29 protein-coding genes and 3 tRNA genes are annotated in these 22,854 nt (G+C 59.6%); 14 read left to right on the forward strand and 18 right to left on the reverse strand.

What is annotated here, in order from left to right:
* Positions 1 to 25: 25 nt before the first annotated feature.
* Genes C6558_RS35970 through pcsA form a run of 5 tightly spaced genes read right to left on the reverse strand, consistent with a single transcriptional unit; the run spans position 26 to position 5,367 of the window.
* The gene (locus tag C6558_RS35970) at positions 26 to 946 is read right to left on the reverse strand and encodes an ABC transporter permease (protein ID WP_025426993.1); all 921 of its coding nucleotides are present in this window, start codon (positions 944 to 946) and stop codon (positions 26 to 28) included.
* A complete protein-coding gene (locus C6558_RS35975) occupies positions 946 to 2,040 on the reverse strand; it encodes an ABC transporter permease (RefSeq protein WP_057209407.1) in 1,095 nt (364 codons plus the stop codon). Before C6558_RS35975 ends, C6558_RS35970 begins: the two co-directional genes overlap by 1 nt.
* Positions 2,030 to 3,604 carry an ABC transporter ATP-binding protein gene (locus C6558_RS35980; protein ID WP_057209410.1) on the reverse strand — a complete coding sequence of 525 codons (1,575 nt, stop codon included), beginning with the start codon at positions 3,602 to 3,604 and terminating at the stop codon, positions 2,030 to 2,032. Before C6558_RS35980 ends, C6558_RS35975 begins: the two co-directional genes overlap by 11 nt.
* A gap of 49 nt (positions 3,605 to 3,653) precedes the next feature.
* Complete coding sequence (locus C6558_RS35985) at positions 3,654 to 4,631, reverse strand: quinone oxidoreductase (RefSeq protein WP_025426990.1); 978 nt, start codon at positions 4,629 to 4,631, stop codon at positions 3,654 to 3,656.
* 10 nt (positions 4,632 to 4,641) lie between these two features.
* Complete coding sequence (gene pcsA / locus C6558_RS35990) at positions 4,642 to 5,367, reverse strand: phosphatidylcholine synthase (RefSeq protein WP_025426989.1); 726 nt, start codon at positions 5,365 to 5,367, stop codon at positions 4,642 to 4,644.
* Positions 5,368 to 5,646: 279 nt separating this feature from the next.
* Between pcsA and C6558_RS35995 the strand changes: the two genes are divergently transcribed.
* On the forward strand, positions 5,647 to 6,858 hold the full coding sequence (locus C6558_RS35995) for a UbiH/UbiF family hydroxylase (RefSeq protein WP_025426988.1): 1,212 nt from the start codon (positions 5,647 to 5,649) through the stop codon (positions 6,856 to 6,858).
* Here C6558_RS35995 and C6558_RS36000 read toward each other — a convergent pair.
* Together C6558_RS36000 and C6558_RS36005 are read right to left on the reverse strand one after the other, a co-directional pair.
* A complete protein-coding gene (locus C6558_RS36000) occupies positions 6,826 to 7,788 on the reverse strand; it encodes an AEC family transporter (protein ID WP_025426987.1) in 963 nt (320 codons plus the stop codon). The two genes, C6558_RS35995 and C6558_RS36000, sit on opposite strands and share 33 nt — an antisense overlap.
* A gap of 213 nt (positions 7,789 to 8,001) precedes the next feature.
* On the reverse strand, positions 8,002 to 8,748 hold the full coding sequence (locus C6558_RS36005) for a cytochrome c biogenesis CcdA family protein (RefSeq protein ID WP_025426986.1): 747 nt from the start codon (positions 8,746 to 8,748) through the stop codon (positions 8,002 to 8,004).
* 191 nt (positions 8,749 to 8,939) lie between these two features.
* Here C6558_RS36005 and C6558_RS36010 point away from each other — a divergent pair.
* Together C6558_RS36010 and C6558_RS36015 are read left to right on the forward strand one after the other, a co-directional pair.
* A tRNA-Lys gene (locus C6558_RS36010) sits at positions 8,940 to 9,015 on the forward strand.
* Positions 9,016 to 9,515: 500 nt separating this feature from the next.
* The gene (locus tag C6558_RS36015; protein WP_025426985.1) at positions 9,516 to 9,770 is read left to right on the forward strand and encodes a YMGG-like glycine zipper-containing protein; all 255 of its coding nucleotides are present in this window, start codon (positions 9,516 to 9,518) and stop codon (positions 9,768 to 9,770) included.
* A 75-nt stretch (positions 9,771 to 9,845) separates the two neighbouring features.
* Here the strand turns inward: C6558_RS36015 and C6558_RS36020 are convergent, their stop codons facing one another.
* Together C6558_RS36020 and C6558_RS36025 are read right to left on the reverse strand one after the other, a co-directional pair.
* On the reverse strand, positions 9,846 to 10,850 hold the full coding sequence (locus C6558_RS36020) for a GlxA family transcriptional regulator (RefSeq protein WP_025426984.1): 1,005 nt from the start codon (positions 10,848 to 10,850) through the stop codon (positions 9,846 to 9,848).
* 280 nt (positions 10,851 to 11,130) lie between these two features.
* The gene (locus C6558_RS36025; RefSeq protein WP_084815145.1) at positions 11,131 to 12,312 is read right to left on the reverse strand and encodes a GGDEF domain-containing protein; all 1,182 of its coding nucleotides are present in this window, start codon (positions 12,310 to 12,312) and stop codon (positions 11,131 to 11,133) included.
* A gap of 219 nt (positions 12,313 to 12,531) precedes the next feature.
* Between C6558_RS36025 and C6558_RS36030 the strand changes: the two genes are divergently transcribed.
* From C6558_RS36030 to C6558_RS36040, 3 genes are all read left to right on the forward strand, one after another.
* Positions 12,532 to 12,608, forward strand: a tRNA-Pro gene (locus tag C6558_RS36030).
* A gap of 282 nt (positions 12,609 to 12,890) precedes the next feature.
* Positions 12,891 to 13,196, forward strand: a complete 306-nt coding sequence (locus C6558_RS36035; protein ID WP_025426983.1) for an ETC complex I subunit — start codon at positions 12,891 to 12,893, stop codon at positions 13,194 to 13,196.
* A 34-nt stretch (positions 13,197 to 13,230) separates the two neighbouring features.
* A tRNA-Arg gene (locus C6558_RS36040) sits at positions 13,231 to 13,307 on the forward strand.
* Positions 13,308 to 13,518: 211 nt separating this feature from the next.
* On the opposite strand, the gene C6558_RS36045 is transcribed toward C6558_RS36040, so the two are convergent.
* A complete protein-coding gene (locus C6558_RS36045; protein ID WP_146160954.1) occupies positions 13,519 to 14,085 on the reverse strand; it encodes a hypothetical protein in 567 nt (188 codons plus the stop codon).
* Positions 14,086 to 14,438: 353 nt separating this feature from the next.
* Between C6558_RS36045 and C6558_RS40140 the strand changes: the two genes are divergently transcribed.
* From C6558_RS40140 to C6558_RS36055, 4 genes are all read left to right on the forward strand, one after another.
* Positions 14,439 to 14,615: a hypothetical protein gene (locus tag C6558_RS40140; protein WP_158269000.1), complete on the forward strand. Its 177-nt coding sequence runs from the start codon at positions 14,439 to 14,441 to the stop codon at positions 14,613 to 14,615.
* Positions 14,616 to 14,670: 55 nt separating this feature from the next.
* A complete protein-coding gene (locus C6558_RS36050; RefSeq protein WP_107028562.1) occupies positions 14,671 to 14,916 on the forward strand; it encodes a hypothetical protein in 246 nt (81 codons plus the stop codon).
* Between the two features lie 388 nt (positions 14,917 to 15,304).
* On the forward strand, positions 15,305 to 15,475 hold the full coding sequence (locus C6558_RS40460) for a hypothetical protein (protein ID WP_199197113.1): 171 nt from the start codon (positions 15,305 to 15,307) through the stop codon (positions 15,473 to 15,475).
* Positions 15,468 to 15,935 (forward strand): hypothetical protein, encoded by a 468-nt coding sequence (locus tag C6558_RS36055; protein ID WP_245449307.1) that lies wholly within the window; start codon positions 15,468 to 15,470, stop codon positions 15,933 to 15,935. The genes C6558_RS40460 and C6558_RS36055 overlap by 8 nt, the downstream gene beginning before the upstream one ends.
* A gap of 119 nt (positions 15,936 to 16,054) precedes the next feature.
* Here C6558_RS36055 and ligD read toward each other — a convergent pair whose 3' ends face one another.
* Entirely contained in the window at positions 16,055 to 16,981 is a 927-nt protein-coding gene (ligD, locus tag C6558_RS36060) for a non-homologous end-joining DNA ligase (RefSeq protein WP_371412334.1), read from the reverse strand.
* A gap of 1,037 nt (positions 16,982 to 18,018) precedes the next feature.
* Between ligD and C6558_RS36070 the strand changes: the two genes are divergently transcribed.
* The 3 genes from C6558_RS36070 (at position 18,019) to C6558_RS36080 (ending at position 19,396) form a co-directional block, all read left to right on the forward strand.
* Positions 18,019 to 18,480, forward strand: coding sequence for a hypothetical protein (locus tag C6558_RS36070; protein ID WP_146160955.1), 462 nt, complete (start codon positions 18,019 to 18,021; stop codon positions 18,478 to 18,480).
* Positions 18,471 to 18,878 (forward strand): hypothetical protein, encoded by a 408-nt coding sequence (locus C6558_RS36075; protein ID WP_107028566.1) that lies wholly within the window; start codon positions 18,471 to 18,473, stop codon positions 18,876 to 18,878. The genes C6558_RS36070 and C6558_RS36075 overlap by 10 nt, the downstream gene beginning before the upstream one ends.
* A gap of 179 nt (positions 18,879 to 19,057) precedes the next feature.
* Complete coding sequence (locus C6558_RS36080) at positions 19,058 to 19,396, forward strand: hypothetical protein (RefSeq protein WP_146160956.1); 339 nt, start codon at positions 19,058 to 19,060, stop codon at positions 19,394 to 19,396.
* Positions 19,397 to 19,404: 8 nt separating this feature from the next.
* Here C6558_RS36080 and C6558_RS36085 read toward each other — a convergent pair whose 3' ends face one another.
* Genes C6558_RS36085 through C6558_RS36100 form a run of 4 tightly spaced genes read right to left on the reverse strand, consistent with a single transcriptional unit; the run spans position 19,405 to position 20,790 of the window.
* Positions 19,405 to 19,779, reverse strand: coding sequence for a DUF1515 family protein (locus C6558_RS36085; RefSeq protein WP_107028568.1), 375 nt, complete (start codon positions 19,777 to 19,779; stop codon positions 19,405 to 19,407).
* Entirely contained in the window at positions 19,780 to 20,019 is a 240-nt protein-coding gene (locus C6558_RS41225; protein WP_107028569.1) for a hypothetical protein, read from the reverse strand.
* On the reverse strand, positions 19,904 to 20,140 hold the full coding sequence (locus C6558_RS36095) for a hypothetical protein (RefSeq protein WP_146160960.1): 237 nt from the start codon (positions 20,138 to 20,140) through the stop codon (positions 19,904 to 19,906). Before C6558_RS36095 ends, C6558_RS41225 begins: the two co-directional genes overlap by 116 nt.
* Positions 20,137 to 20,790 carry a lysozyme gene (locus C6558_RS36100; RefSeq protein ID WP_107028570.1) on the reverse strand — a complete coding sequence of 218 codons (654 nt, stop codon included), beginning with the start codon at positions 20,788 to 20,790 and terminating at the stop codon, positions 20,137 to 20,139. Before C6558_RS36100 ends, C6558_RS36095 begins: the two co-directional genes overlap by 4 nt.
* Before the next feature lie 62 nt (positions 20,791 to 20,852).
* Between C6558_RS36100 and C6558_RS36105 the strand changes: the two genes are divergently transcribed.
* Positions 20,853 to 21,053 (forward strand): hypothetical protein, encoded by a 201-nt coding sequence (locus C6558_RS36105; protein WP_107028571.1) that lies wholly within the window; start codon positions 20,853 to 20,855, stop codon positions 21,051 to 21,053.
* A 12-nt stretch (positions 21,054 to 21,065) separates the two neighbouring features.
* Here C6558_RS36105 and C6558_RS36110 read toward each other — a convergent pair whose 3' ends face one another.
* From C6558_RS36110 to C6558_RS41230, 3 genes are read right to left on the reverse strand one after another with little or no spacing between them, the layout of a single operon-like run.
* Positions 21,066 to 21,407 (reverse strand): hypothetical protein, encoded by a 342-nt coding sequence (locus tag C6558_RS36110; protein ID WP_107028572.1) that lies wholly within the window; start codon positions 21,405 to 21,407, stop codon positions 21,066 to 21,068.
* Positions 21,394 to 21,747 (reverse strand): hypothetical protein, encoded by a 354-nt coding sequence (locus tag C6558_RS36115; protein WP_107028573.1) that lies wholly within the window; start codon positions 21,745 to 21,747, stop codon positions 21,394 to 21,396. The genes C6558_RS36110 and C6558_RS36115 overlap by 14 nt, the downstream gene beginning before the upstream one ends.
* Positions 21,747 to 22,844 carry a phage tail protein gene (locus C6558_RS41230; RefSeq protein ID WP_245449309.1) on the reverse strand — a complete coding sequence of 366 codons (1,098 nt, stop codon included), beginning with the start codon at positions 22,842 to 22,844 and terminating at the stop codon, positions 21,747 to 21,749. The genes C6558_RS36115 and C6558_RS41230 overlap by 1 nt, the downstream gene beginning before the upstream one ends.
* Positions 22,845 to 22,854 lie beyond the last annotated feature (10 nt).

The following is a 22,854-nucleotide window of genomic DNA, read 5'->3' on the forward strand; positions in this document are numbered from 1 at the left end:
GAAACGTCCGTCTGGGTTGTTATTGTCACCGATCTGGCACAAACGGCTTACCGAGCGATGCCGGCGTATTGATCAGGGTCGTGCGCCGGTTATGTGAAATGAGGATGAGCACGACGATCGTCGCGAGATAGGGAAGCGACGACAGGAATTGCGACGGAATGCCGATGCCGAAGGCCTGCGCATGAAGCTGGCTGATGGAAACGGCACCGAACAGATAGCCGCCGGCAACGAGACGCCACGGACGCCAGGACGAAAACACCACCAGCGCAAGCGCGATCCAGCCACGGCCGGCAGACATGTTTTCCACCCATTGCGGAGTGTAGACCAGCGACAACTGCGCGCCGGCAAGGCCCGCGCAGGCACCGCCGAACATCACCGCGAGATAGCGCGTCCTGATGACGTTGACGCCAAGGGCATGGGCGGAGGCATGGCTGTCGCCGACCGCGCGCAGCTTCAAACCCGCGCGGCTCCTGAACAGGAACCAGTGAACGCCCGCGACCAGGGCAATCGACAGATAGAAGATGATGTCCTGCCGGAACAACAGCGGCCCGAGGACCGGAATATCAGCCAGCACCGGGATGACGATGGGTTGCAGCTTGATGCCCTGCATGCCGAGAAAGCTCTCTCCGAGCATACCGGAAACGCCAAGACCAAGCAGCGTCAACGCCAGGCCGGTCGCCACCTGGTTGGCAACCAGCGTCAACGTCAGGAATGCGAAGAGCTGTGAGAACACAGCGCCGCAGACGACCCCGGCCAGAATCCCGAGGTAGGGCGACCCGGTGATCCGGGTTGCGGCAAAGGCGCAGACGGCGCCCATGACCAGCATGCCCTCAACACCGAGATTGAGCACGCCAGAGCGCTCCGTCACCAGTTCGCCGAGGGCGGCAATGACAAGCGGTGTTGCGGCGGTGATGACGCTCAACAGTATGGCTTCGACGATCCCCATCAACGGCTCCCGTCCGTGTTTGTCTCGGCAAACCGATACCAGACCAGCCGGATGCGATAATGAATGAGCGTGTCGCAGGAGAGCACGAAGAACAGCAGCAGGCCCTGGAAGACGCGCGTGACCTTGTCCGACACGCCAATCGAGAGCTGCGCCGCTTCGCCGCCGAGATAGGTCAGCGCCAGAACGAGGCCGGCGGCGATGATGCCGAGCGGATTGAGCCGCCCGAGAAACGCGACGATGATCGCGGTGAAGCCATAGCCGGGCGAAATCACCGGGCGCAGCTGCTGGATCGCGCCGCTGACCTCGGAGATCCCGGCCAGACCGGCAAGCGCACCCGAGAGCAGCATCGAAAACCAGATCATCCGCCGCGACGAGAAACCGGCAAAGCGTCCTGCCCGCTCCGACTGACCGAGAACCGCGATCTCGAAGCCCTTCAGCGTATAACGCATCATGAACCAGACGAGGATCGCCGCGATGATGGCGAAGGCAAAACCCCAGTGGGTGCGCCCCGACGCGATCAGTTCCGGCAGGATGGCGTCAGCCGCAAAGCTGCGCGTCTCCGGGAAGTTCATGCCCTGCGGATTGCGCCAGGGGCCGCGCACGATCCAGTCGAGAAAGAGCTGGGCGACGTAGACCAGCATCAAGCTCGTCAGGATCTCGTTGGTGTTCATGTGCGCCTTGAGGAAGGCGGGAATGGCGGCAAACAGCGCGCCACCGAGCATGCCCATCAGCATCATCAGCGGCAGCACGAGCGGCGACTGCCACTCGTAAAACACCACCGGCAGGATCGAGCCGGCGATCGCTCCCATGATGAACTGCCCCTCGGCGCCGATGTTCCAGTTGTTCGAGCGGAAACAGACCGAAAGGCCGACGGCGATCAGGATCAGCGGCGCGGCCTTGATCGCCAGTTCGTGCAGCGACCAGACCTCGCTCAGCGGCTCGACGAAGAAGCTGTAGAGCGCCATGACCGGGTTCTTGCCCAGTAGTGCAAACATGATGCCGCCGAAGATGATCGTCAGTAGAAAGGCGATGAATGGGGACAGGATCGAGAACAGCGCCGATATCTTGGCGCGCTTTTCCAGTTCAATGCGCATGCACAGCCCCCGTGTCTTCCGTCTTGCCGTACATGCCACCCATCAGCAGGCCGATCTTCTCGCGCGAAAGCTCGCGCGCCGGATATGGATCGGAAAGCCGTCCTTCACTGATCACCGCGATCTCGGTCGCCACCTCGAAGATCTCGTCAAGGTCCTGGCTGATCACCAGCACCGCGGAGCCCGCCTTGGCGAGATCGACAAGCGCTTGACGGATCCGGCTCGCAGCGCCCGCGTCGACGCCCCAGGTCGGCTGGTTGACGACCAGGACGGCGGGCTGGCGGTCGAGCTCGCGACCGACGATGAATTTCTGCAAATTTCCGCCGGAAAGCGATCCGGCCGGAGGATCTTCCCCGCTCTTGCGCACGTCCATCGCTTCGGAGATGCGCTTGGTCGCCGTGGTCACCGCGTCCCGGCGGATGATCTTGAGAAAGCCGCCGCCGAGGAAGGCCCTGGCGTCGGACCGGCTTCTGGCCAGCACGAGATTGTCCGAGAGCGGCATCGCCGAAACCGCAGCGTGGCCATGGCGCTCTTCCGGAACGAAGCCGGCGCCCATCAGCCGTCGCGCGTTGATGTTCCTGTTGCCGACCGGCCTTTGCCTGATCTGCACCGCAGCATCGTCTGCAACCGGATACTCGCCGGACAGCGCGTCGAAGAGTTCGCCCTGGCCGTTGCCGGCCACACCGGCGATCGCCAGCACTTCGCCGGCACGCACCTTGAGACAGATGTTCTTCAGCGAAACGGCAAACGGCGTGCGTGCGGAAACGGAAAGGTGGCGCGCTTCCAGCTGCACCTCGCCCTTGGTGCTGGTGCCCTCGGCGGTCACCGCCGCAACGTCGCTTCCGACCATCATACGCGCCAGCGACGCCGGCGTTTCCACCTTGGGGTCACAGGCGCCCGTGACCTTGCCGTGGCGCAGCACGGTGGCGCGGTCGCAGATGCGCTGCACTTCCTCCAGCCGGTGGCTGATATAGAGAACCGAACGTCCCTCCGCCTTGAGCTTGTTGAGCGTCTCGAACAGTCGATCGGCCTCCTGCGGCGTCAGCACCGATGTCGGTTCGTCAAGAATGATCAGACGCGGGTTCTGCAAGAGGGCGCGGACGATCTCGATGCGCTGGCGTTCGCCGACGGAAAGGTCGGCCACATGCGCCTTCGGATCGAGCGGCAGGCCATAGGCGTGCGACAGGCGTGAAGCTTCCTCCGCGACCTCGGCCAGCGAAATGTTGCCGTCCATCGACAGCGCTATGTTTTCCGCTACCGTCAGCGCCTCGAACAGCGAAAAGTGCTGGAAAACCATGCCGATGCCGAGCTTGCGGGCCGCGGCCGGGCTGGCGATGCGCACGCTGCGCCCTTGCCACACGATCTCGCCTACCGTCGGCGCGAGAACGCCGAACAGCATTTTCACCAGCGTCGATTTTCCGGCACCGTTTTCGCCGAGAAGGGCGTGGATTTCGCCCTGGTCTATCTGCAGGTTGATTTCATTGCAGGCCGCAAACGAGCCAAACAATTTCGTCAGGTTGCTCACAGTCAACAACGGACCGTTCGCAGTTGCTCCCTCAACAGGCACGCTGCCCTCTTTTCCCCTCTGTCGATCCCCGTCCGCCTTAAGGCTTCGATCAAGGAATCAGCAGTGTTGTTCCACTCGTTTTTCTTGTCTCAAGATCCGTATGCGCGCGACCGGCGTCGGCAAGCGGATAAGTCTGATTGATATTGATACGCACTTTGTTGCTTTGCACAATATCAAAGAGGGAATTTGCACACGCTTCAAGCGCAGGCCGCGTCTGCACATACCCGAAGAGTGTCGGACGCGTCGCAAACAGCGAACCCTTCTGTGCCAGAATGCCGATGCTGAAGGCATCGACAGGACCGGACGAATTGCCGAAGCTCACCCAGAGGCCGCGCGATTTCAGGCAATCGAGCGAGGCCGGATAGGTGTCCTTGCCGACCGAATCATAAACGACATCAACACCCTTGCCGTCGGTCAGTTCCTTGACCCGGGCAACGAAATCGTCCGTGCGGTAGTTGATGACGTGGTCATAGCCATGGGCAAGCGCCAGATCGATCTTGTCCTGCGATCCGGCCGTACCAATGACGGTTGCACCCAGAGCCTTTGCCCATTGGCCGGCAATCAAGCCGACGCCGCCGGCAGCAGCATGGAAGAGCAGCGTCGTTTCAGGCCCAACCTGGAATGTCTGATTGAGCAGATATTGCGCGGTCATACCTTTCAGCATCATCGCCGCCGCCGTCTCAAGCGAGATGCCGTCCGGCACCTTGACCAGTTGCGAGGCTTCGACGTTTCGCTCGCTGGCATAGGCGCCATCCGACGAGGCGTAGGCCACCCGGTCGCCAACACCGAAGAGGCTGACGCCATCACCGACAGCCGTCACGATCCCCGCACCTTCCTTGCCCGGGACAAAGGGCAGGCCCGAGGCGGACTTGTAGAGCCCGGTGCGGAAATAGACGTCGATGAAATTCAACCCGACAGCCACCTGGCGGATCTGCACCTCACCCGGCCCCGGCGGCGAGAGCGTAACGCCCTCCAGCTTCAGGACTTCAGGTCCACCGAGTTCGCGTACGACAATTGCCTGTGCCATCGAAGAGCTCCTAGGTCCGGCCGAGCTTGGGGAGGATCTGCAGGACGAAACCAATCACGTAGAGATAGATGCCTGTTGCAAGAACACCGGTCACCACCCAGGCCGGTGTCACGAAATGCAGAAGCAGGGCGTACATGCTGAGCGCCGACCAGAGGAAAAAGACACCGAGGTTGAGCGGTCTTAACCGCTGGACGCGCACCGGATGCAGGAAGTTGATCGGCAGGAAGGTCAACACTACCGATACGAAGACGACGATCGAGGCGGTCAGCTCGCTCGCCTGGATGACGAACAGCGTAAAGACGACCATGTTCCAGACGACGGGAAAGCCCGAGAAAAAGTATTCGTCGGTCTTCATGCCCATGTCGGCATAGTAGATCGCGCTTGAGACAACGATGGCGCCGGCCGCAACGAAGGACCATGGCTCGCCGATCATGCCGCTCTGGTAGAGCGCAAACGCCGGCAGGAGCACGTAAGTCACATAGTCGATGACGTTGTCGAGCGTGTCGCCCGACCAATTGGGAAGCACTTCCTTGACCCGCACCTTGCGGGCGATCGGACCATCGATGCCATCCACCAGCAAGGCCAGGCCGAGCCACCAGAACATATCGACGAAGCGGTGTTCGGCCGCGGCGACGACGCCAAGAAAAGCGAGGAATGACCCGGAGGCGGTCAATATGTGCACGGAGAAGGCGCGGATCTCGGCGTAGGGGACTCGTTTGTAGTTGAAAAACTTCATCTGCGGACGCCGCCTATCCCCTTCTGCATTTCCCCAGACAGAGTTTTACTCTCTGCCTCAACCGCTGTGGCGGCGCATTGCGCGTAATATGCACCCTTTGCAACGCATCGCCAGCAAAATTCAAGCACGCCTTTGTCCGGCGAAGATTGTTCTGTGGACACTTTCAAATTGCTTCTGCGCTGATTCAACCCATTTATTTCGCCTCTGCCCAAGACTAGAAGTAAGATGAGATGAAAGCAGCAGGCGCTTGATGGCGCGAGCGAAAGGGTTCTTTCCATCATGGATCATTACGACATCGCCGTCGTCGGCGCTGGCCTCGCGGGTTCTCTGGCAGCGATCGCTCTCGCGGAGAGCGGCTACCGCGTCGCGCTGATCGGACCGGAACCGGCATCATCAGACGGACGGACGACCGCGTTGATGGACCAGTCGATCGACTATCTGAAGAAATTGAACCTCTGGGAGAAGGTGCAGCCGCTGACGGCGCCGCTATCAACGATGCGCATTCTGGATGGGACAAACCGCCTGCTGCGCGCGCCGACAGTGAACTTCCGCGCGTCGGAAGTCGGCCTTGCGGCCTTCGGCTACAACATTCCGAACGCCCCCTTCCTCGACATTCTGCGGGAGCGGGCATCCGAGACGGAGACGCTCGATCGCATGACGATGTCAGCGTCCGATTTCGACCTCTCCGGCGACAAGGTGCGGATCTCGCTCGATGACGGGCGCGACATCACCGCCGATCTGGTCGTCGGTGCCGACGGCCGTCGGTCGCCGGTGCGGGAAGCCGCCAAGATTTCGGTCAGCACCTGGTCCTATCCGCAGACGGCCGTCGTCCTCAACTTTTCGCACGAGCTTTCCCACCAGGACACCTCGACGGAGTTTCACACCGAGAGCGGGCCCTTCACCCAGGTGCCCCTGCCCGGCAACCGCTCGAGCCTCGTCTGGGTGCGCAAGCCCGACGATGCCGCAGCCACGCTGGCGCTCGATCTCGCCGCACTCTCGCGCGCCGTCGAAGACCGGATGCAGTCGATCCTCGGCAAGGTCACGGTCGAAGGCAGCCCACAGTCCTTCCCGCTGTCGGGCATGAGCGCTCATCGCTTCGGCAAGGGCCGGGTCGCGCTCGTCGGCGAAGCGGCGCACGCCTTTCCGCCAATCGGCGCCCAGGGTCTCAACTTGAGCCTTCGCGACGCGATGACGCTGGTCGATCTGATCGGCGCAAAGACGGACGACAATCTCGCGGGCGACATCGGCGACCGGTTCGACAGTCGGCGCCGCCTCGATATCGTTAGCCGCACGGCGAGCGTCGATCTGTTGAACCGATCGCTGCTGTCGAGTTTCCTGCCGGTTCAGGCGCTGCGCGCCGTCGGCCTGCACATCCTCTCGGCTGCCGGACCGCTGCGCAGCCTGCTGATGCGCGAAGGCGTGCACCCCGGCAGCGCGTTTCACGCGTTGAAGGACAGCTTACGGGAAAAGATCGGCCGGAAGAGCGCCTGAGCGGATCAGATAGAGCAGCCCGGTCACGGTTGCGACCGAAAGCAGCGTCGTGATCAGGATCGTCGCAGAGGCCCGCTCCTGCCAGACGCCATATTGGTGGCCGATGACAAAGACATTGGTCGCTGTCGGCAGCGCCGCCAGCAGCACGGCCGTCTGCACCCACACCGGATCATAGTTGCCCGTCAGGCCGAGCGCCGTGAACACCAGCACCGGATGCAGGATAAGCTTGGCCGGCACGATATAGCCGATCTCGACCGGGATGCGTTTGATCGGCCGGAGCGCCAGCGTCACACCCATCGCAAACAACGCGCAAGGAGCGGCGGCCTGCGCCAGATAGTCGATCAACCGCTGCGCCGGCAGCGGAGGCTGGACCGCGAAAAACGCCGCGATGACGCCGGCAAGGGTCGACAGAATGAACGGATGCAGGATGATCTTGCGGGCGATGCCAAGGGCCAGAACCGCAGGCTTTTCCTTTCGCCCACCGGAAAGCGCCATCATCGCCGGCGCCACGGTAAAGTGCGCCGCATTCTCGAAGCAGAAAATCAGTGCGACCGGCACCGCCGCCGCGTCACCCAGCGCCAGCAAGGCGAGGCCCGGCCCCATATAGCCGATATTGCCATAGGCCGCGGCAAAACCCTGGATCGTCGCTTCGCCAACGGTATTGCGCCGGACGTAGAGCCCGATGATGAAGATCAGCGAAAAGACCACATAGGTCGCACCGACGCTCGTCAGGATAAAATCTGCTCGTGTCAGTTGCTCGATCGGCGTTCGCGACACCAGCTTGAAGAACAGCGCCGGCAAGGCGAGATAGATGATGAAGGTGTTCAGCCACCCCATCGCTTCGCCTGGATGCTCGACGAAGCGGGCGGTGAGATAGCCGAGAAAGATCAACCCGAAGAACGGCAATACCAGGCCAGCAATTTCCGTCATGCCTCTCCCCGACCATGCTCATGCGACACATTGAGCGGGCACGTAATCCCCGCTCATAACCCGGTCGCTGTCGCGGTACCCACGCGTTGGGCACGATGCACACGCCCCTCACGCAATCGGGCCTGTTCAACCCAATATCATCAACCCGATCGATTCCAATAGGTTGAGGCGCACTTGGCTAGGGCCAACCCCGTCCATTGACCCGCTGATGACCTAGCCGATTTTCATCAGAATCGGGAAGGTCTGCTGGAACCAGATGGCGACGGAGCTGATGAAGCCGAAGAGGAAGGCAAGGCCGGCCAGCACCAGAAGCGCGCCCATCAGCTTTTCGACGAGACCGAGATGGCGACGGAACCGCAGGAGAAAGCGCATGAACGCACCGGAAAAACCGGCGGCGATCCAGAACGGGATCGCAAGCCCGAGCGAATAGACGGCCAGAAGCATGGCGCCGTCCGTGACCGTATCGCGCGCAGCTGCAACGCCGAGAATCGTGCCGAGCACCGGACCAATACACGGCGTCCAGCCAAAGGCGAAGGCAAGGCCCATGATATAGGCGCCCGACAGCGTCGCCGGCTTGCCGCCGCCTTGAAACCGCGCCTCGCGGGCAAGCAGGCCGATCTTGAACACGCCAAGGAAATGCAGGCCCATGATGATGATCACCACGCCGCCGATACGCGACAGGAGATCCATGTGCTGGCGCAACAGCAGGCCGATCGAGGATGCGCCGGCACCGAGCGACACGAACACGGTCGCAAAGCCGAGCGTAAACAGAAGCGCCGCCGGCAGAACGGCGCGCCGGGTGCTGCGGGCAGAAACCACCTCGCCGCTGCGGAACTGGTCGACCGACACCCCGGCCATATAGCAGAGATAGGGCGGGACAAGCGGCAGAACACAGGGCGAAAGAAAGGACAGAGCGCCAGCGAGAATGGCGGTCCAGATCGAAATATCGGCAATCGACAACGGCAAGAACTCCGGCATGCGGTATTTGGGCCATTCCTTAGCCGCATGACCGTGACGATACCAATCACCTTTTGGCGATCATTGCGCCATGCACCATTTCTTCACGAAAGCCGTAATTTTTGGGTTGACCGGCGGGAAGCTCAAGTGCATATGTCCGCCCACTTCCGCCGGGCTTCACCGCCGCGGCCAGGGAGCGCGTAGCTCAGCCGGTAGAGCAACTGACTTTTAATCAGTAGGTCCAGGGTTCGAATCCCTGCGCGCTCACCACTTAAATTCAAGCGCTTAGCTAAAAATCACTTGATCGCTGCTCCTTAGTGAGTCGCCACCGTACATCGAAATCCCTCAAAATCGCCGTGCCCTAACTGGAACGCCCTTGCCTTCCGCGTTGCTAAGATATGGGAATGCTTCGCCAGAAACACAGGTCACCGTACCGGCCGGCGCTGCTTGTACAGACGCAGGTGGTGACCGTGCCAGCCATTGGCATTCGGTAGCGGGCAGGAAAGTCGACAACCTCGTGGATCTTCTGAACTGGCTGTACGTCCGCCGACAGGCGGGATCGGTGCATTGGTCAGAAATGCAACTTTCTTGCCGGCGTAGTTGGAGCTTTCCCAGCGGCCGCGCGGATGAGAGGCCAAGCAGCGCGCCGGCCGCCTTTGAGAATCGGCACTATCGACAATTGCAAGCATTGCGTAGATGCTGAACCTCACGCCGTGGATGCAAAGACGTGCACCAGGCCCCGGGTTGATATCGAGCAAAGGGATGAAAGCATGAGAAAGCTTGTCATTGCGGTTGGAATGATTGGTACCCTCGCGTCCTGCACTCAGACAGAGCGAGGGACTGCAATCGGTGCAGGAACCGGCGCAATCATCGGAGGCGTGGTGAGCGACAGCTGGGGCGGCGCGGCTATCGGCGCTGTGGCCGGCGGCATTATGGGCAACCTGATTGGTCGTTCCCGGGAGCGTGACGGCTATTGTATCTATCGGGATCGCTATGGCCGCCGCTTCGAAGCACGCTGCCAATAGCAGCAGCCCAGGCGTCCGATAGCGCGACCGCCAAACATAATAATGGCTGGCAAAGGTTCGGTGCGCTCACAACCTTCAGATCCCCTCGCCACCTTCCGACGTCGCACCCGCGCCGCGGTGCCTGCTACGCATCTTCAGCGGGCTCGTCCCATATTCGCGGCTATAGGCGCGGGAAAAAGCCGACAGGCTGTCGAAGCCACAGCGCAGCGCGATCTCGCGGATCGGGCTGCCCGAATCGCGCACCAGTCGATGCGCCACCTGCAGGCGCAGGCGCAGGTAATAGGCGCCGGGGCTGGTCGATAATCCCTTTGTAAACAGCAGTTCCAGCTTCCGCTGCGAAATGGACAGCCGGCGTGCAAGCGCCGACACCGTCAGCGGCCGTTCGAGCGTTCGCTCCATCAGGCGGATCGCCTCAGCCAAACCGGGATCGCGGGTCTCGATCCGCCCGAGAGACACCACGGGCTGGATGTCCGTCGCGCTGTGGGTCTGGTCGTAGACGAAGATGCTGGCGACATCGAGCGCCAGCGCCGAGCCGAGGCGCTGGGTGATGAGGTGCAGCATCATGTCGAAGGTCGGTGACGCACCACCGGAGGTCCAGAACTTTCCATCGGTGACGAACCGATCCCCCAGCACCGTCAATGCTGGAAATGCCTGGCTGAAATCCTCCAGCTCCTCCCAGTGGGCGGTTGCCTTGCGGCCGTTGAGCAGACCGCTGCGGCCGAGCAGCCAGCAGCCCGATTCGATGCCGGCCACGATGCCAAAATGGCGGGCGCATTCCTGAAGCGTGGCGATGAACCGGCGCCCGACATGCCGATCGAGATTGAAGCCACCGATCGCCAGCAGGACATCGCCTTCAAGCGGCAGCGAGAACGTGCCGTCGACCGCGATCGGTATACCGCATGTCAGGATGACCGGCTCACCGTCGGCCGAAAGCAACCGCCAACGAAAGACCTGGCGGCCCGAGACGCGGTTGGCAGCGCGCATCGGATCCAGCACGGAGGCCAGCGACATGATCGACGATTCCGGCAGCACGACCACCACGACATCGATCATAGATTGTATTTTCTCAGTGCCAGACATGCGAGAAATGTCAAATTTCTGGCGTAAAATGTCAATTGGGCGGACCGCATTCAGGCATTATCAGGTGGCAATCGATCTCCCTTCGCGCGGTGCTGCAGCCCCGCGCAGAGACGTTCCCCTTTCCGCGATATTGCCGGAACGGGCCGGCCGGACCTAGATCCGACCGGCCCGTTTTTTTATCCAAGGTTCTTAAGGAGACAAAAGGCCAGCGATGTGCCGGCTCCCGAAATAGCGACGCGCAAGGGCGGACAGCCGGATCATCGACTGCCTCGCGTCAAACTCAACCTGTCCGTGCGATTGGTATGCCAATTGCGAACGAAGCCGGTGGCGGGGCATAGGCGACTATGCAGTTACGGCCAGCATCCTTGGCCTGATAGAGTGCGGCATCTGCCATACTGAAGAGCTCTTCCCAGCTGCTTTTCGCATCCTGTCCGACGACAAACCCGATGCTGACACTGACGGCAATGCGCTGGCCGTCGCAATGGATGTGCAATTGTTCGGTGGCAAGCCGCAACCGCTCGACGATCGCTCGCGCCTGCACCTCGTTCGTTATCGGAAGGTAGAGCCCGAACTCCTCGCCGCCGAGCCTTGCGAAACAATCGGTCGCGCGCAGGTTTGCCCGCACCAGTTCGGCAAAGGCGATCAGCACCTGGTCGCCCGCCTGATGGCCGTAGCGATCATTGATGCGTTTGAAGAAATCGAGATCCATGACTGCAAGGGCGTCGCCCTTCCAGCCGAAACGCGGCAGTTGCGACAGGAACCACCGACGGTTTCCCACACCGGTCAGCATGTCCGTGTCGGCCGTTCGCCGCAATGCCGCCTCCGCCCGCTCCTTGACCAGCACCAGTGCAAAGAGCGCAATGGCGAAGTGGCTGATGATCAGCAGGAAGAAGGCGTAGGTCGTGGTGATCGGCAGGATATCCGGCTTGAGCAGGCCAACCACGACGGCAAGGCAGAGCGTGGCGCCGATTGCGAGTGAAGCCGCGAAGATGGTCCTGACCGGCAGCGGCTCGCTTTTCCGATCTGCGACGACTGCAAAGGCGGACGCGGCGAGAAACAGGAAGGCACCGGTATTGAATGCACTTGCGCGTATAGAATTGATGACGTGGAAGTGCGTGATCAGGCCGGCAATCGCGCCGGTCAAAGGAATGGCAAGCGCCAACCAATCCGCCCGGTGGCGCCTTTGGCCGCTCAGCCGGCGCAAACCGATCCAGAACAGGGCGTAGCCGCCAAGACCAAGTGTAAAACTGGAAAGCGTCCATAGAATAGCGGGTAGCAGCTTCTGCTCGCCATACCCTGAGAGCGTCGAGGCCAGAGCGAGAAAAAGAAACCCGGCTGCCAGAATGCCGAGCCCCTCGTTCCGGGGTGACTGCCACCGGAGATAAAGAAAACACAACGCACCGACCAGAAACGACGATTTGTGAAGCAGCAGCACAGTTGCGAGGTCAAGTTGGGCGGTCATCGATCCGGCTCGGCGTGTTTGTTTGTCGCTGCGCCTCTATCGCATGGAGTTTAGGGAGTACTAAATGAAAATGAGAAATCGGCACCAGAGCCTGAAATTCCGGCATATTGGCCGCCAAGGCGCCCTCTCATCGCATCACATTTGGCCTCCCGTGTCGGTCAACGTGAAATTTCATGTTGCAGGGCGTGGGTGAAGCGTGTATCTCCGGCGCCGTTGGCACGGAGTGTAGCGCAGCCTGGTAGCGCATCTGGTTTGGGACCAGAGGGTCGGGAGTTCGAATCTCTCCACTCCGACCAACGAAATCCCTTGAAAATCTTATGTTATTAGTTGCCCTCGATGTTGGTTGCCGCCAATATGTGGGCATATCGGGCATTTTGTGCCCCGGATCGCAGGATGCGGTGATGCCATTGCCACCTCATGGTAAATCGACCACTCACCTTGCACTGACAAAATACGGACGAAAAGCCAGATTTATCCGTCTGAAAGTCATTCCGTTTTAAATCATTCTGCGCTATGGGAAGACGCATGTTGGGGCCGCAAAATGCTCCACCAGCGAAATAACGGAGCCGTTCGAGACAATGTCCGCAAAGATCTATCGTCCAGCAAAGACCGCCATGCAGTCTGGTAAAGCCAAGACGAATCTGTGGTTGCTGGAGTTCGATCAGGAAAAGCCGCGCACCATCGATCCGATCATGGGCTACACCAGCTCCGGCGACACGTTGCAGCAACTGCGACTGACTTTCGAAAGTGCGGAACAGGCAATCGCCTACGCTGAACGCAACGGCATCGAATACCGCGTGATCGCGCCGAAAGAGGCGACGCGCAAGACTGTGTCCTACCCGGACAATTTCCGTTTCAGCCGGATGCAGCCCTGGACCCATTGAGGTCCTGCCGTTTTCGACGGGCCCTGCCCGGAACGGCCCCTTAGCTCAGTTGGATAGAGCACCTGCCTTCTAAGCAGGTTGTCGCAGGTTCGAATCCTGCAGGGGTCGCCACCTACCTCCTTGAATTTAAATGATTTTTCGCGAATCGGCGAATTGTGCTAAACACCCGAAACCGGAACATTTTGGCACTAGACTCACGAGAACAGCCCGAATAGTCCCGGAAAAATCCCGTAAAGTGTTCTTGTTCGGTTCTCGGTGCCCTGCGAACTAAGAAGGGGGCATTTTTTTGCCTAGCCTGCGGTCGTAGCCGCAGCGCAATCGTCTATTTATCTGCGCGGAGCCTGTCAGCATAAACGCCCAAGCTGGTACCTCGGCCGCTGACAATAATGTGGCCGCCAGAGACCAGATTGCGCCTAACCTCCTCCGGAACGCCACACAGGCGCTCGAACACGATTGGAAAACTTTGCAGCTCGATCGAAGACGGGCATCGACTGGAAATGTGCCGGTTGGCATCGGCAACGGTGAAAGAAAGCTCGACCTGGCTCCCGGCCAGCAATGCAATGATCATCGGACCAGTGAAGACGACAGCGTGATTCCCGAAAAAATAGCCGAGGAACGGAGCACCCATCACGGCAGCCGCCTTTCTGACCTCGCCGCCGTCCGGAGCCGTGGCCAACCTTCTGCAGACGATCCAAACTGCGCCGCCGGCAGAAATCAGACCAGCACCAATGCCCACAAGGAATGTGCGGTTCAGCCACTCCGTCGACGGCAAGAATTGATAGCCAAACATCTTGGCCAACACAGGCAGTGCACCAGCTAGCGCCCAGATCCCAAATGCGATCTTCGCCTTGCCACGCAATTGACCTGGCGTATTTGCCTTTTCACTCATCCGCCCCCACAGCACCCTCGACAGAGTTCCCCATGCCGCACCTGTGACACAGTGAGGGTTGCACCTTCAAGAGCATCAATCGTGGGGCGAAAACTATTTACTAACGGCGGAGTCCGAACCAACGACCCCTTGCCCCCCCAGGAGAGGGCGCTAATTTCGTGCAGCCCTTGTTGCGCAGGCGGTTACGGCCTCCCCACCTACCCACTTGGGGACTTATTTCGGGACTCTGTAACTCGATTTTGTTCTCGCCCGCCGGATCGCCGACCGCCGTTTGTAGCGAAATCTTACCTGTCACATTTGCATCTAGAACGTTTTTTCGCCTCCGCCTACCGTCTCATCAAGAGGAGATGGCCATGGACGATAGGAAGCAAGTCACCGAGTTCAGCGACGAGGAACTCTTGAACATCTGCATTGTGATGATCGATTCAGCACTCGACAAGGTGCCAATGCCAGACGACGTCGCGGATATCGCAAGAGCGGCACTCCATGAGTTGATCCGGCGCGGGATTATCGCGACGCCATTTCACTAGCAAGACCTTGCGAACAGTAGTTGCCGCCCCAACATCTTCTGCAGGAGGAGACGCCATGCCGAAAATACCTGCGCCGAAGCATCCGAAATGCCATCCCGACCGTAGTCTCCATTGCCAGGAGGCGATCGAGGCTGAATTCCAGTCGCTAGCCGATCGAGCCCACGCTGCCGGCTGGTCACGCGAGGAAGTGGCGACGGCGCTGATGGAACTGGCGGACAACTATTTCCTTGCGATGAATTCGAATGCTGAGATGTTCGAGCTTGGCGCCGGCGTCGTGCTGCTCGCGCGCAAGTCGCATTAGCTTCACTTGCCCACCGAACGACTGCGGGCACAGAACTGACAGCTAGAAGAAATTGCTCAGAAGCGCACCAATGGCAGCACTTACAAACACCAGCCATCTGACAATCCGAGGATCGGTGTACCAAGGTATCGGCTTCTGAAATAGGGCTTCAATCCTAGCCTTCTCTTCTTCCGTAATACTTTCTTCCGCCATAGTGCCCCTACGGAGCGCAGCGCATCAGTTAGTCGCTGCCTCCTGTCCAACTGACCCACAACTCTAACCTACTATCCCGACTTAGGTTCGGATGGAAGTAGGCTCTGAAGCTCCAGTGCCTCTCCCTAAATCTGGTCGTTGACTCTCTGCGCCAATGAGAACATTTGTAGAACAGATAATCTCAGAAGGCATCAGCATGAGCGACGAAACCGGCGCGGCAAAAGCCGCAAGCAGCGGCCCGTATGTCCACCTATGCGAACATCCTGGCTGTAAGAAGTGGGGCGGTTTCGGCTTCGCTGTCGGAAGGGCCACCCCGAACTGGTTCTGCTACGAACATCGACCGGAATGGAAGAAGGGCAATGCCTAAGAACGGTGCCTGGTGGCTTTCCGAGCTTGTCGCCAAGGTTCGCGTTGAATGCTCCTGCGGCGTGAAGAAGCAATATGACGCCAAAGCGCTGCTAGAACGTGTAGGCGACATTCCTATGCCGTCCCTCCTAGAGAAGCTGGCTCAAGCCAAAGGCTGCTCGAAAACCAAGAACAACTTCAATGATCGCTGCCAATTGAAATACAGCGACCCGATGCCTTCGGAGGCCCCGCCCTCCCGATTGTACCGGCTGGCAATGCGGAGCCAGCCGGACGACCGGAAGAAATCACCTTCGCCAACCTGCCGGAATGGTATGAGCTTTTCTGCCATTGCAAACGCTGCGGCCGAGAACATCACCTTGATCGGCACGATTTGGCGCGCCGGTTCGGCACCACGCAGTCTATCGTGGCTCTTGGTCGACGCATGCGCTGCAAAGTGTGCAGCAACAACAACGGGAACGTGATCCGGGTGGGAAAACAGCGGCGGTGATTTGTCGACCGCCGCGATGGAACATTGCCGCCGCAGGGGTGTTATATGTACTCATGTCGAAGTTGCATCTCTCCAAGGCCCCTTCCCCGGGGCCTATTTTTTGAGATCGAAGACGTCGGCATTGTCGGCCAGCTCGCGCAGCCCTTTGAATGAAGGATGGCGAAGCTTTCCGTCGCTGGTGATCTCGGTATAGGTGACCTCGGCGACGAATACCGGCTCGCAGAACACGGCGTTCTTCCGCTTGAGTGCGACCGGCGGCACCTTCGTCGGTATGGCTGCCAGTTGCTTGCGGAGGTCGCGGGCCATCTCGGTAAAGCCTGTGCCGACGCCGCCAACATAGACCAGCTCGTTGCCTCTCCTTGCCGCCAGAAGTAGTCGGGATATCGCTCCGGTCACTTTCGTTGAAGGCTCGAACCCGACGACGATAAAGCTGTCGCTCTGGATGCATTTCAGCTTGAGCCAATCACCGAGCCGGCCGGAACGGTACGGCGCCTTCCGGTTCTTGGCGATGATCCCTTCAAGGCCGAACTTGCAGGCCTGCTCCAGAATCGCCGCGCAATCACCGTCGATCTCCTCCGAGACACGAATGATCGAGGCACCCTCGTCGATCATATCTTCCAGGATCATCCGCCGTTCTCGCTGATGCATGCCGCGCAGGTCATGACCATCGAGATAGAGAAGATCGAAGGCATAGAATCGCGCCTCTTCGGCTTCGCGCTTGCCGCCCCGACCGCCGAGCGCCGCCTGAAGCATCCCGAAGTTCGAACGCCCGGCCTCGTCGAGCACGACCGCCTCGCCGTCAAGGATCATGGTTGTCGGGCCCAAAACCTTCGCTGCCGCCTCGATCGCCGGGAAACGATGCGTCCAGTCATGGCCGCCGCGGGTAATGATGCGCACGCCGCCCGGCTCGATATGGACCGCCAGGCGGTAGCCATCCCATTTGATTTCAAACGCCCAGTCGCCTGCGGCCGGTACTTTCTTGGCAAGCAGCGCAAGGCAAGGTTCGACACGGTCCGGCATGGGATCCGCAATCGGCCCTGGAGGCGGTTTCTTTCTAAGTGTCTTAGCCATTCCGCATTAACGCACGAGATGGCGAAAACGTCTCACCGCTGCCAGGGCTCAGCGACGACGTTGCTAAGGGCCGTCCCGAAGCTCATAAAAAAGCGGCCCCGCTGCGGAGGCCGCAATCGCTGTACGTACCCAGTACCTAACTCTACAACAATTCCAGCTGTGGCGGAATTCCTGTATCTACCGCCGCCTCTCCAGGGGCTTGGAAGCGGATAGAACCGTCGTGCAGGTGGCTGAACTTCTCATGCGCCGGGCGCAGTTTCACGCCTTGCGCTCACAGTTGGCACTCCCGCCGCAGCCGCTGTCCCACCCTTTGGCCCCTCCTCTGCGGCCTTTTTCTTTAACCTTCGCATGGCGATCCCTCAACGCTTGACTCAATCACAACGTGCTTAGATGTTAGTGGGGAATCGCTCGGAGACGGACTTGTCCGCGAGTTCGGAAAACTGTTCCTCGAGGAGCCGGACAACGTGAAATACAATAACTTGTTAACTCGGATGTGTTGACTTATATGTCCATAAGGAAGCTAATAAGTGGACACGTTGGCACTGGTTTGCTGCGCGCACTTTCACCCGCAATCGCTGGGGACAAGCCGCTGGTGCGCGGCGTGTTTGTAAGTAACGAAGTCTGGAGCCTAGTGGGCGATGACGTAGACGTCGATGAAAAGCTTGAACGACCGAGCGGTCAAGCGAGAGCGAGACTCGATAGCTTCTCATTCGGAAAGTCTATCGTTTTCGCGCTCAATCCAAGGAACAAAAGCGTCCATAGTGACATTGCGCGGAATGCACCGATTTCGGATGGGGTCGTAGATCTGCGGGTTACCAACCCCAAGCCGTCACTAAGGATTTTCGGTGCTTTCGCTGATAAGGACCTCCTAGTGCTTTTAAACTGGGAACTCCGGGAGAACATGGATTTCGACGCCGAAATAAAAAAATGCAAGCTGAACTGGCACGGATTATTCCCTCACCATCCGGCATTGATTGGAAACACACATGACGAATATCTCACGAAGCCCTTCGTTGTTGGCTGAACCGACTGGCGAGGAGAAGATTTCGGGTAGAGCGCTAGCGTATGTCTCTCAGACGGCGAAGGACAATCTGTTTGACCTGGTCACTCGCGCGTTCATCGAAGCTGGCATTTCACGCGCCACGCTTGCGAAGCGCCTCGGAAAGGATCCTTCGCAGGTTACTCGACTGATGACTTCTTCTGGTAACTGGACGGTGGAAACGTGCGCGGAGATCCTTTTCGCGATCAATGGTGCATTTCTTCGGTTTGATGAGCATTGGCCGCAAAAACTCGAAACGGAGAATGAGTCCTGGTCACCAACATGCTTCCTCACTAAGCAGGTGACCGTGGTGGTGCACAGCAAATTCAAACTCATCGAATATACCGATGTGCAGTCTGTTCCTCCTTTGACAAACACGGCCACAACGGTAAGCGTAAAATGGCATTAAAGATTGACACGATCTTCTGCGACGACGTCAGGCAAGAGATCTCAGGCAAACATACACTTGTAGGCGTGTACGGTTCAGATATCCGAAGCCAAGGTCATGGTACCATCAAAATATGGATATGGATGCGAGTGTCGGGTCTAAAAGTTGGAGAACACGAATTCGACATCTCTTTGATCGCGCCCAATCAGCGCGCTCCCTTTGCTGGAGCGCGCGGCACCATGGAGGTCCTCTCAGCCGAGTTTCCGGTGCCAATGTCCCTGGGGCCATTCAGCTTCAAGATTAGAGAAGGCGAACAGGGAGACTTAGTAGTCAAGGCAATCGTCAACGGCAAAAGTGTTCAGGCTGGGCGTATTCATGTTGCGAGTGATCGTGGCGATGAAGGTCACTATTCTTTTTGAGGCGCCGTTAACGCCTCAACCGCCCTCCTTCCATCCTCTGCAAAATCTCCCCATCACCTTCAGGTCGCCCGACTATTGGCTGATCAGCGATAGCAGATACCTCGGCGCCGCCGCGGGCGAAATGGATTCCCGCGGGAACGCAGAGCGCGCAGAGCGATTTCGATCGAATGCAGGGCCCGTTGCGCAGAGCCTTTCCTTTGTCGGACTTCCCGCATAAGACGAGCACCACCGTCAAGACACTCACCAACGAGAGCAACGTGATGTTGATCTGGATCCGTCAGAACCTGCTCTGGTACCGTATTCTACTCGTTGCGGCTCTCGCGCTTGTTTGGCTCGCGTTCAAACCAGTGATCGCGGTCTACTGTTGGGTCATATTCCTCATTGGCCTGGGAAAGTTCTACGAGACTTTCTTTTTGCGCGGCGGCCAAAGCTGGGGATCGACGGGGTTCAGCCTGAAACTCATGATGATGTCTAAGCTTGCAGAATACATCTGGAACGGCTTTCAAGAGGAAAAATAGCGCCGAAGCTACCCTTTCCCTATCACGGCAAACAGGATGCGCCGGATAGCCTCGGCGAAGCTCACACCGAGCGCCATCGCAGCAATGCCGGTGACCCCGAGCGCACCGATTCCCATCAGCTTCCAACGTTTCACGTCGTCGGTGACCGGTTTCATTTCGGCCACGTCCGCACCAATTGAGGTTACCGAGGCCTCGACGTCACCAACTCGGTCGACCAGCTGATCCATGCGACTATGGACCCCTTGCCGACTGGCGGCCGCTTTGTCTTCCGATCGGATCGCCCCCTCCTCCAATCGCTTGATGGAGTCCTGCAAGCCCCGCATGCCCGCCACTAACTCGCCGAGCTGCCTATGCACTGATGCATCGATCTCCGCAGGTGCCATCTACTTCCCTTCCCCGTGCCTCACGCATTCCGCATTCGTCCAGACGCCGCCGGCGCAAAGCCCGACGACAGTCCGGTCTATATTTCGCTGATCCGCCGGCGTCGCCCCGCGCGCGCCGACCAGGTCAGTTCCGACGACCCGCCGCAGGCCGTCGACACTTGCCGGCGCCGAAGTCCCACAGCCCGTCAGGGCAAGTGTCATAGTCAGAGCGAGCATTGCCCGCGGAATGTGCCGCCGCATTGTTTTGCCTCTCGAATGCATTGGTGATTGAGCGGGCGCCGTCCGCGCGGATCTCAAGAACGGTCCAGGTGATGGCGGCGAGCACGAGCACGACGCCGAGGATCTTCGGCCAGGGGATCATGCCGGATCGAGCCGCTTGCGGATGAACAGGAAAGCGCCGCCAGCAAACGACGCGACAATGATGCCGGCCAGCGCCCACTGCAGCGGACCGTTACCGGTGAAGGCAAAGCCAAGGGTCGAGACGATGCCGGCCAGCCAGCTGACATTTTCCTTCGTCACGACGTCCGGTGCCTTCGGCGCGGCGGGCTGCGTGTTGGTCGAGACGAACTCTCCCTTGGCCCAAAGCCCGGCTTCGGCCGAGCGGCGATTGACGAGACCCTTCACGCGCTTGCCTCCGGCGTTGACCCACTTCATCAGCTCGGCCGGCACGGCGTCGTAGTCGCCGGCGTTCAGCTTTTTCAGCAGCGTCGACTTGCCGAGCCTGCCGGTGTTGAAATCGAAGGACACAAGCACCGCATGCTGATTATCGGTCAACGGTACTTTGACCAGGCGTGCAACGCGCTCCTCGAACTTGGCGAGATCGGCGCGCAGGATCTCTTCGGCGCGCGCCTCGGTGATCACCATTCCCGGCTTTACCACCGGCGCGCCGGCGGCGCTGGTATGGCCGTAACCGATGGTCCAGACGTCGGCGACGTCCTGATAGGCCTTTGTCTTCAGGCCTTCCCACTGTTTGACGAGCGCAAGGCCCGCCGCATTGATGCGTCGGTTCATAATAACTACCTCTGTTTAGTGGATGGTCGAACAACTCTGGACTTCGCCCCGAGGAGGGACAAATGGTTTACAGCGCGGTGGTAGTGACCAACGGAAACGGCGAGTGGTTCGAAGGAGACATGTTCGAAACAATGGCGTTCGTTTCCAAGATGGCCGGCATGCCCACTGAAGACGCGGGAGGAATGATATTTCGTGCCCACCGGCGTGGACACACAAATTGGAGCTTCTCCGGCTCAGAGATCTACATCGAGATCCGCAGTTGAAGCGCTGTGGGCCTAGATTTGAACTAGTGGCCAGACAAACGCCGGCAGCTCGGCGACGAACACCTCCACGCTCGGACGCTCACGCTCCCCCGCTAGCACCTTCGCGAGCTCGGCAGTGGAATAAGTCCACACCGCCGACCTCCAGATAAAGAGCGCAGCGCCCTCGGCCGCGAACTGCGGGTTTGGGTCATCGCGATAGGTGATGGCTGTCTGGATACCATCATACCGCCGCTCCTGCGCCTTGGTGTCGAGGTGATCCTGAATGGCAGCGGTGTAGGCCGCCTGCATCGCGGCTATCGCTTCCGCTGCCTTCTGCTCGGCAGTGATGACATTTGACAGATCAACCGTCCACATTGGCGAGCTCCTCTTCGATGACGTCCTCGATGGCTGGCGTCGGGTCGTTGGGGAAAGACACTTCCCAGCCAATCGGGGGATCTATGATGGCGTCAGGTAATGTAACAGCCTGCGATGGGTTCGGGCCATGGGGAAGGATCAACATCAGGTGCAGCTGACCGCCGATACGTTCAACCGGCCCAACGATCCACTCACAAGGCACGCTGCCAGCCGGAATCGTCCCGCCATCCGGCAGGTTGGTGAAATCGAACACCTCATCATTTATCAGGAGAACGTCAGTGCCGCTGCGAATGACTTTTAGCCGGTCATCGCGACGCTGGGGAGAAAGAGAGATTTTCATTAGAACCACCTTCCAATATTGACCGCGAAAACAGTCACCGACGTATCGACCCAAGCGCTGGCCTTGAACAAAACGAACCGGTTGCTGGTCCAGGAATAAATAATTGCCCCGCGATCAGCAGCGGCCAGGTCGCCATAATTGATCGAAGCCAAATTGACATTCGTTCCACTTACGGCCGCCGGCAGCGTCCAGGTAACGACACTGTCTACTGTTGGGTTTGCCGTAAGCGAGAACGTCCAGCAGATCTGCGTCCCATCAGCAAAGCGGACATATTCACCGTTGGCATTACTGCCCCGCTCGATGATATCACCGTCAATAACCGTGCCGGTTCGAGAAACAATGCCGACAATTCCGGTGCGAACGAGCTTCCAAGCTCGCCATGTGCCGTTCGCGAATATGCGGCCATACACCAGTGCGCGATCAACACTCGGGACGTGAAGCTCGTGGAAGAGTTGACCATTGTTGCGAAGCCCGACCCGCAAGATTCCACCGTAAGAAGCTGAGGCAGCGCCCAGATATCCGTTGCTCCGGTTTCCGTTGATCGAAAACTCGCCCGGTATCGCCATTTGGTCGAAGTCACCATCAGCCAGACCGACATCAGCCCCAGAAGGCGCCGGGGCCGCTCTTCCCCCGCTTACTGGACCAAGTTTCGACAGGAGAGCTAGCGTTGTGGTGGCGGCGAGAATGTCCCGTCCCTTGGCCTTGATGTCAGACAAGGCAGCAGTTCCAGCGCCGCTAAAATAGGCCATCTTGTCGGCCGCAGGCGCCAAAGTCGCGAGCGCTGCCAGCGCTGCGTTGTCGAGCCTCTGGATGTAGGTCGCGAGCGCCTGGGCGTTGGCAGTCATCTGCTGCGCATAGGTGGTTTCGCGAACGATCCAGTAAGCCTGGTTGGCGGCAGTAGTGCCGCGCCAGGGCTTGGCGAGCGTCAGCTGCGTGTCGCTGTCGATCGACAGGATCGGAACCGGATTGCCGTTGGCGCTGTCGAGACCAAACAGGCCGCCGATCACCAGGCCGGTTTGCCAGCCGGTGCCATTGCCTGTCACCACGGCGTTGCCGGCGGTCACCGAAACGGTGCCCGATACATAAGGGATGGTCATGTCAAGGGAT

This window comes from Ensifer sp. NM-2, from assembly GCF_003024455.1.
Lineage (GTDB): Bacteria > Pseudomonadota > Alphaproteobacteria > Rhizobiales > Rhizobiaceae > Ensifer > Ensifer canadensis.

Excerpts from the sequence above, each read along its gene's own strand:
- C6558_RS36020 (WP_025426984.1), bottom strand. The coding sequence starts at position 10,850 with ATGTCTGGCACTGAGAAAATACAATCTATGATCGATGTCGTGGTGGTC.
- C6558_RS36070 (WP_146160955.1), top strand. The coding sequence starts at position 18,019 with ATGACGAATATCTCACGAAGCCCTTCGTTGTTGGCTGAACCGACTGGC.
- C6558_RS36075 (WP_107028566.1), top strand. The coding sequence starts at position 18,471 with ATGGCATTAAAGATTGACACGATCTTCTGCGACGACGTCAGGCAAGAG.
- C6558_RS35985 (WP_025426990.1), bottom strand. The coding sequence starts at position 4,631 with ATGGCACAGGCAATTGTCGTACGCGAACTCGGTGGACCTGAAGTCCTG.
- C6558_RS36000 (WP_025426987.1), bottom strand. The coding sequence starts at position 7,788 with ATGACGGAAATTGCTGGCCTGGTATTGCCGTTCTTCGGGTTGATCTTT.
- C6558_RS36095 (WP_146160960.1), bottom strand. The coding sequence starts at position 20,140 with ATGATCCCCTGGCCGAAGATCCTCGGCGTCGTGCTCGTGCTCGCCGCC.
- C6558_RS35970 (WP_025426993.1), bottom strand. The coding sequence starts at position 946 with ATGGGGATCGTCGAAGCCATACTGTTGAGCGTCATCACCGCCGCAACA.
- C6558_RS36110 (WP_107028572.1), bottom strand. The coding sequence starts at position 21,407 with ATGTGGACGGTTGATCTGTCAAATGTCATCACTGCCGAGCAGAAGGCA.
- C6558_RS36105 (WP_107028571.1), top strand. The coding sequence starts at position 20,853 with ATGGTTTACAGCGCGGTGGTAGTGACCAACGGAAACGGCGAGTGGTTC.
- C6558_RS36035 (WP_025426983.1), top strand. The coding sequence starts at position 12,891 with ATGTCCGCAAAGATCTATCGTCCAGCAAAGACCGCCATGCAGTCTGGT.
- C6558_RS36025 (WP_084815145.1), bottom strand. The coding sequence starts at position 12,312 with ATGACCGCCCAACTTGACCTCGCAACTGTGCTGCTGCTTCACAAATCG.
- C6558_RS40140 (WP_158269000.1), top strand. The coding sequence starts at position 14,439 with ATGGACGATAGGAAGCAAGTCACCGAGTTCAGCGACGAGGAACTCTTG.
- ligD (WP_371412334.1), bottom strand. The coding sequence starts at position 16,981 with ATGCCGGACCGTGTCGAACCTTGCCTTGCGCTGCTTGCCAAGAAAGTA.
- pcsA (WP_025426989.1), bottom strand. The coding sequence starts at position 5,367 with ATGAAGTTTTTCAACTACAAACGAGTCCCCTACGCCGAGATCCGCGCC.
- C6558_RS36055 (WP_245449307.1), top strand. The coding sequence starts at position 15,468 with ATGCCTAAGAACGGTGCCTGGTGGCTTTCCGAGCTTGTCGCCAAGGTT.
- C6558_RS41225 (WP_107028569.1), bottom strand. The coding sequence starts at position 20,019 with ATGCGGCGGCACATTCCGCGGGCAATGCTCGCTCTGACTATGACACTT.
- C6558_RS36015 (WP_025426985.1), top strand. The coding sequence starts at position 9,516 with ATGAGAAAGCTTGTCATTGCGGTTGGAATGATTGGTACCCTCGCGTCC.
- C6558_RS36050 (WP_107028562.1), top strand. The coding sequence starts at position 14,671 with ATGCCGAAAATACCTGCGCCGAAGCATCCGAAATGCCATCCCGACCGT.
- C6558_RS36115 (WP_107028573.1), bottom strand. The coding sequence starts at position 21,747 with ATGAAAATCTCTCTTTCTCCCCAGCGTCGCGATGACCGGCTAAAAGTC.
- C6558_RS36100 (WP_107028570.1), bottom strand. The coding sequence starts at position 20,790 with ATGAACCGACGCATCAATGCGGCGGGCCTTGCGCTCGTCAAACAGTGG.
- C6558_RS35995 (WP_025426988.1), top strand. The coding sequence starts at position 5,647 with ATGGATCATTACGACATCGCCGTCGTCGGCGCTGGCCTCGCGGGTTCT.
- C6558_RS36085 (WP_107028568.1), bottom strand. The coding sequence starts at position 19,779 with ATGGCACCTGCGGAGATCGATGCATCAGTGCATAGGCAGCTCGGCGAG.
- C6558_RS41230 (WP_245449309.1), bottom strand. The coding sequence starts at position 22,844 with ATGACCATCCCTTATGTATCGGGCACCGTTTCGGTGACCGCCGGCAAC.
- C6558_RS40460 (WP_199197113.1), top strand. The coding sequence starts at position 15,305 with ATGAGCGACGAAACCGGCGCGGCAAAAGCCGCAAGCAGCGGCCCGTAT.
- C6558_RS36045 (WP_146160954.1), bottom strand. The coding sequence starts at position 14,085 with ATGAGTGAAAAGGCAAATACGCCAGGTCAATTGCGTGGCAAGGCGAAG.
- C6558_RS35975 (WP_057209407.1), bottom strand. The coding sequence starts at position 2,040 with ATGCGCATTGAACTGGAAAAGCGCGCCAAGATATCGGCGCTGTTCTCG.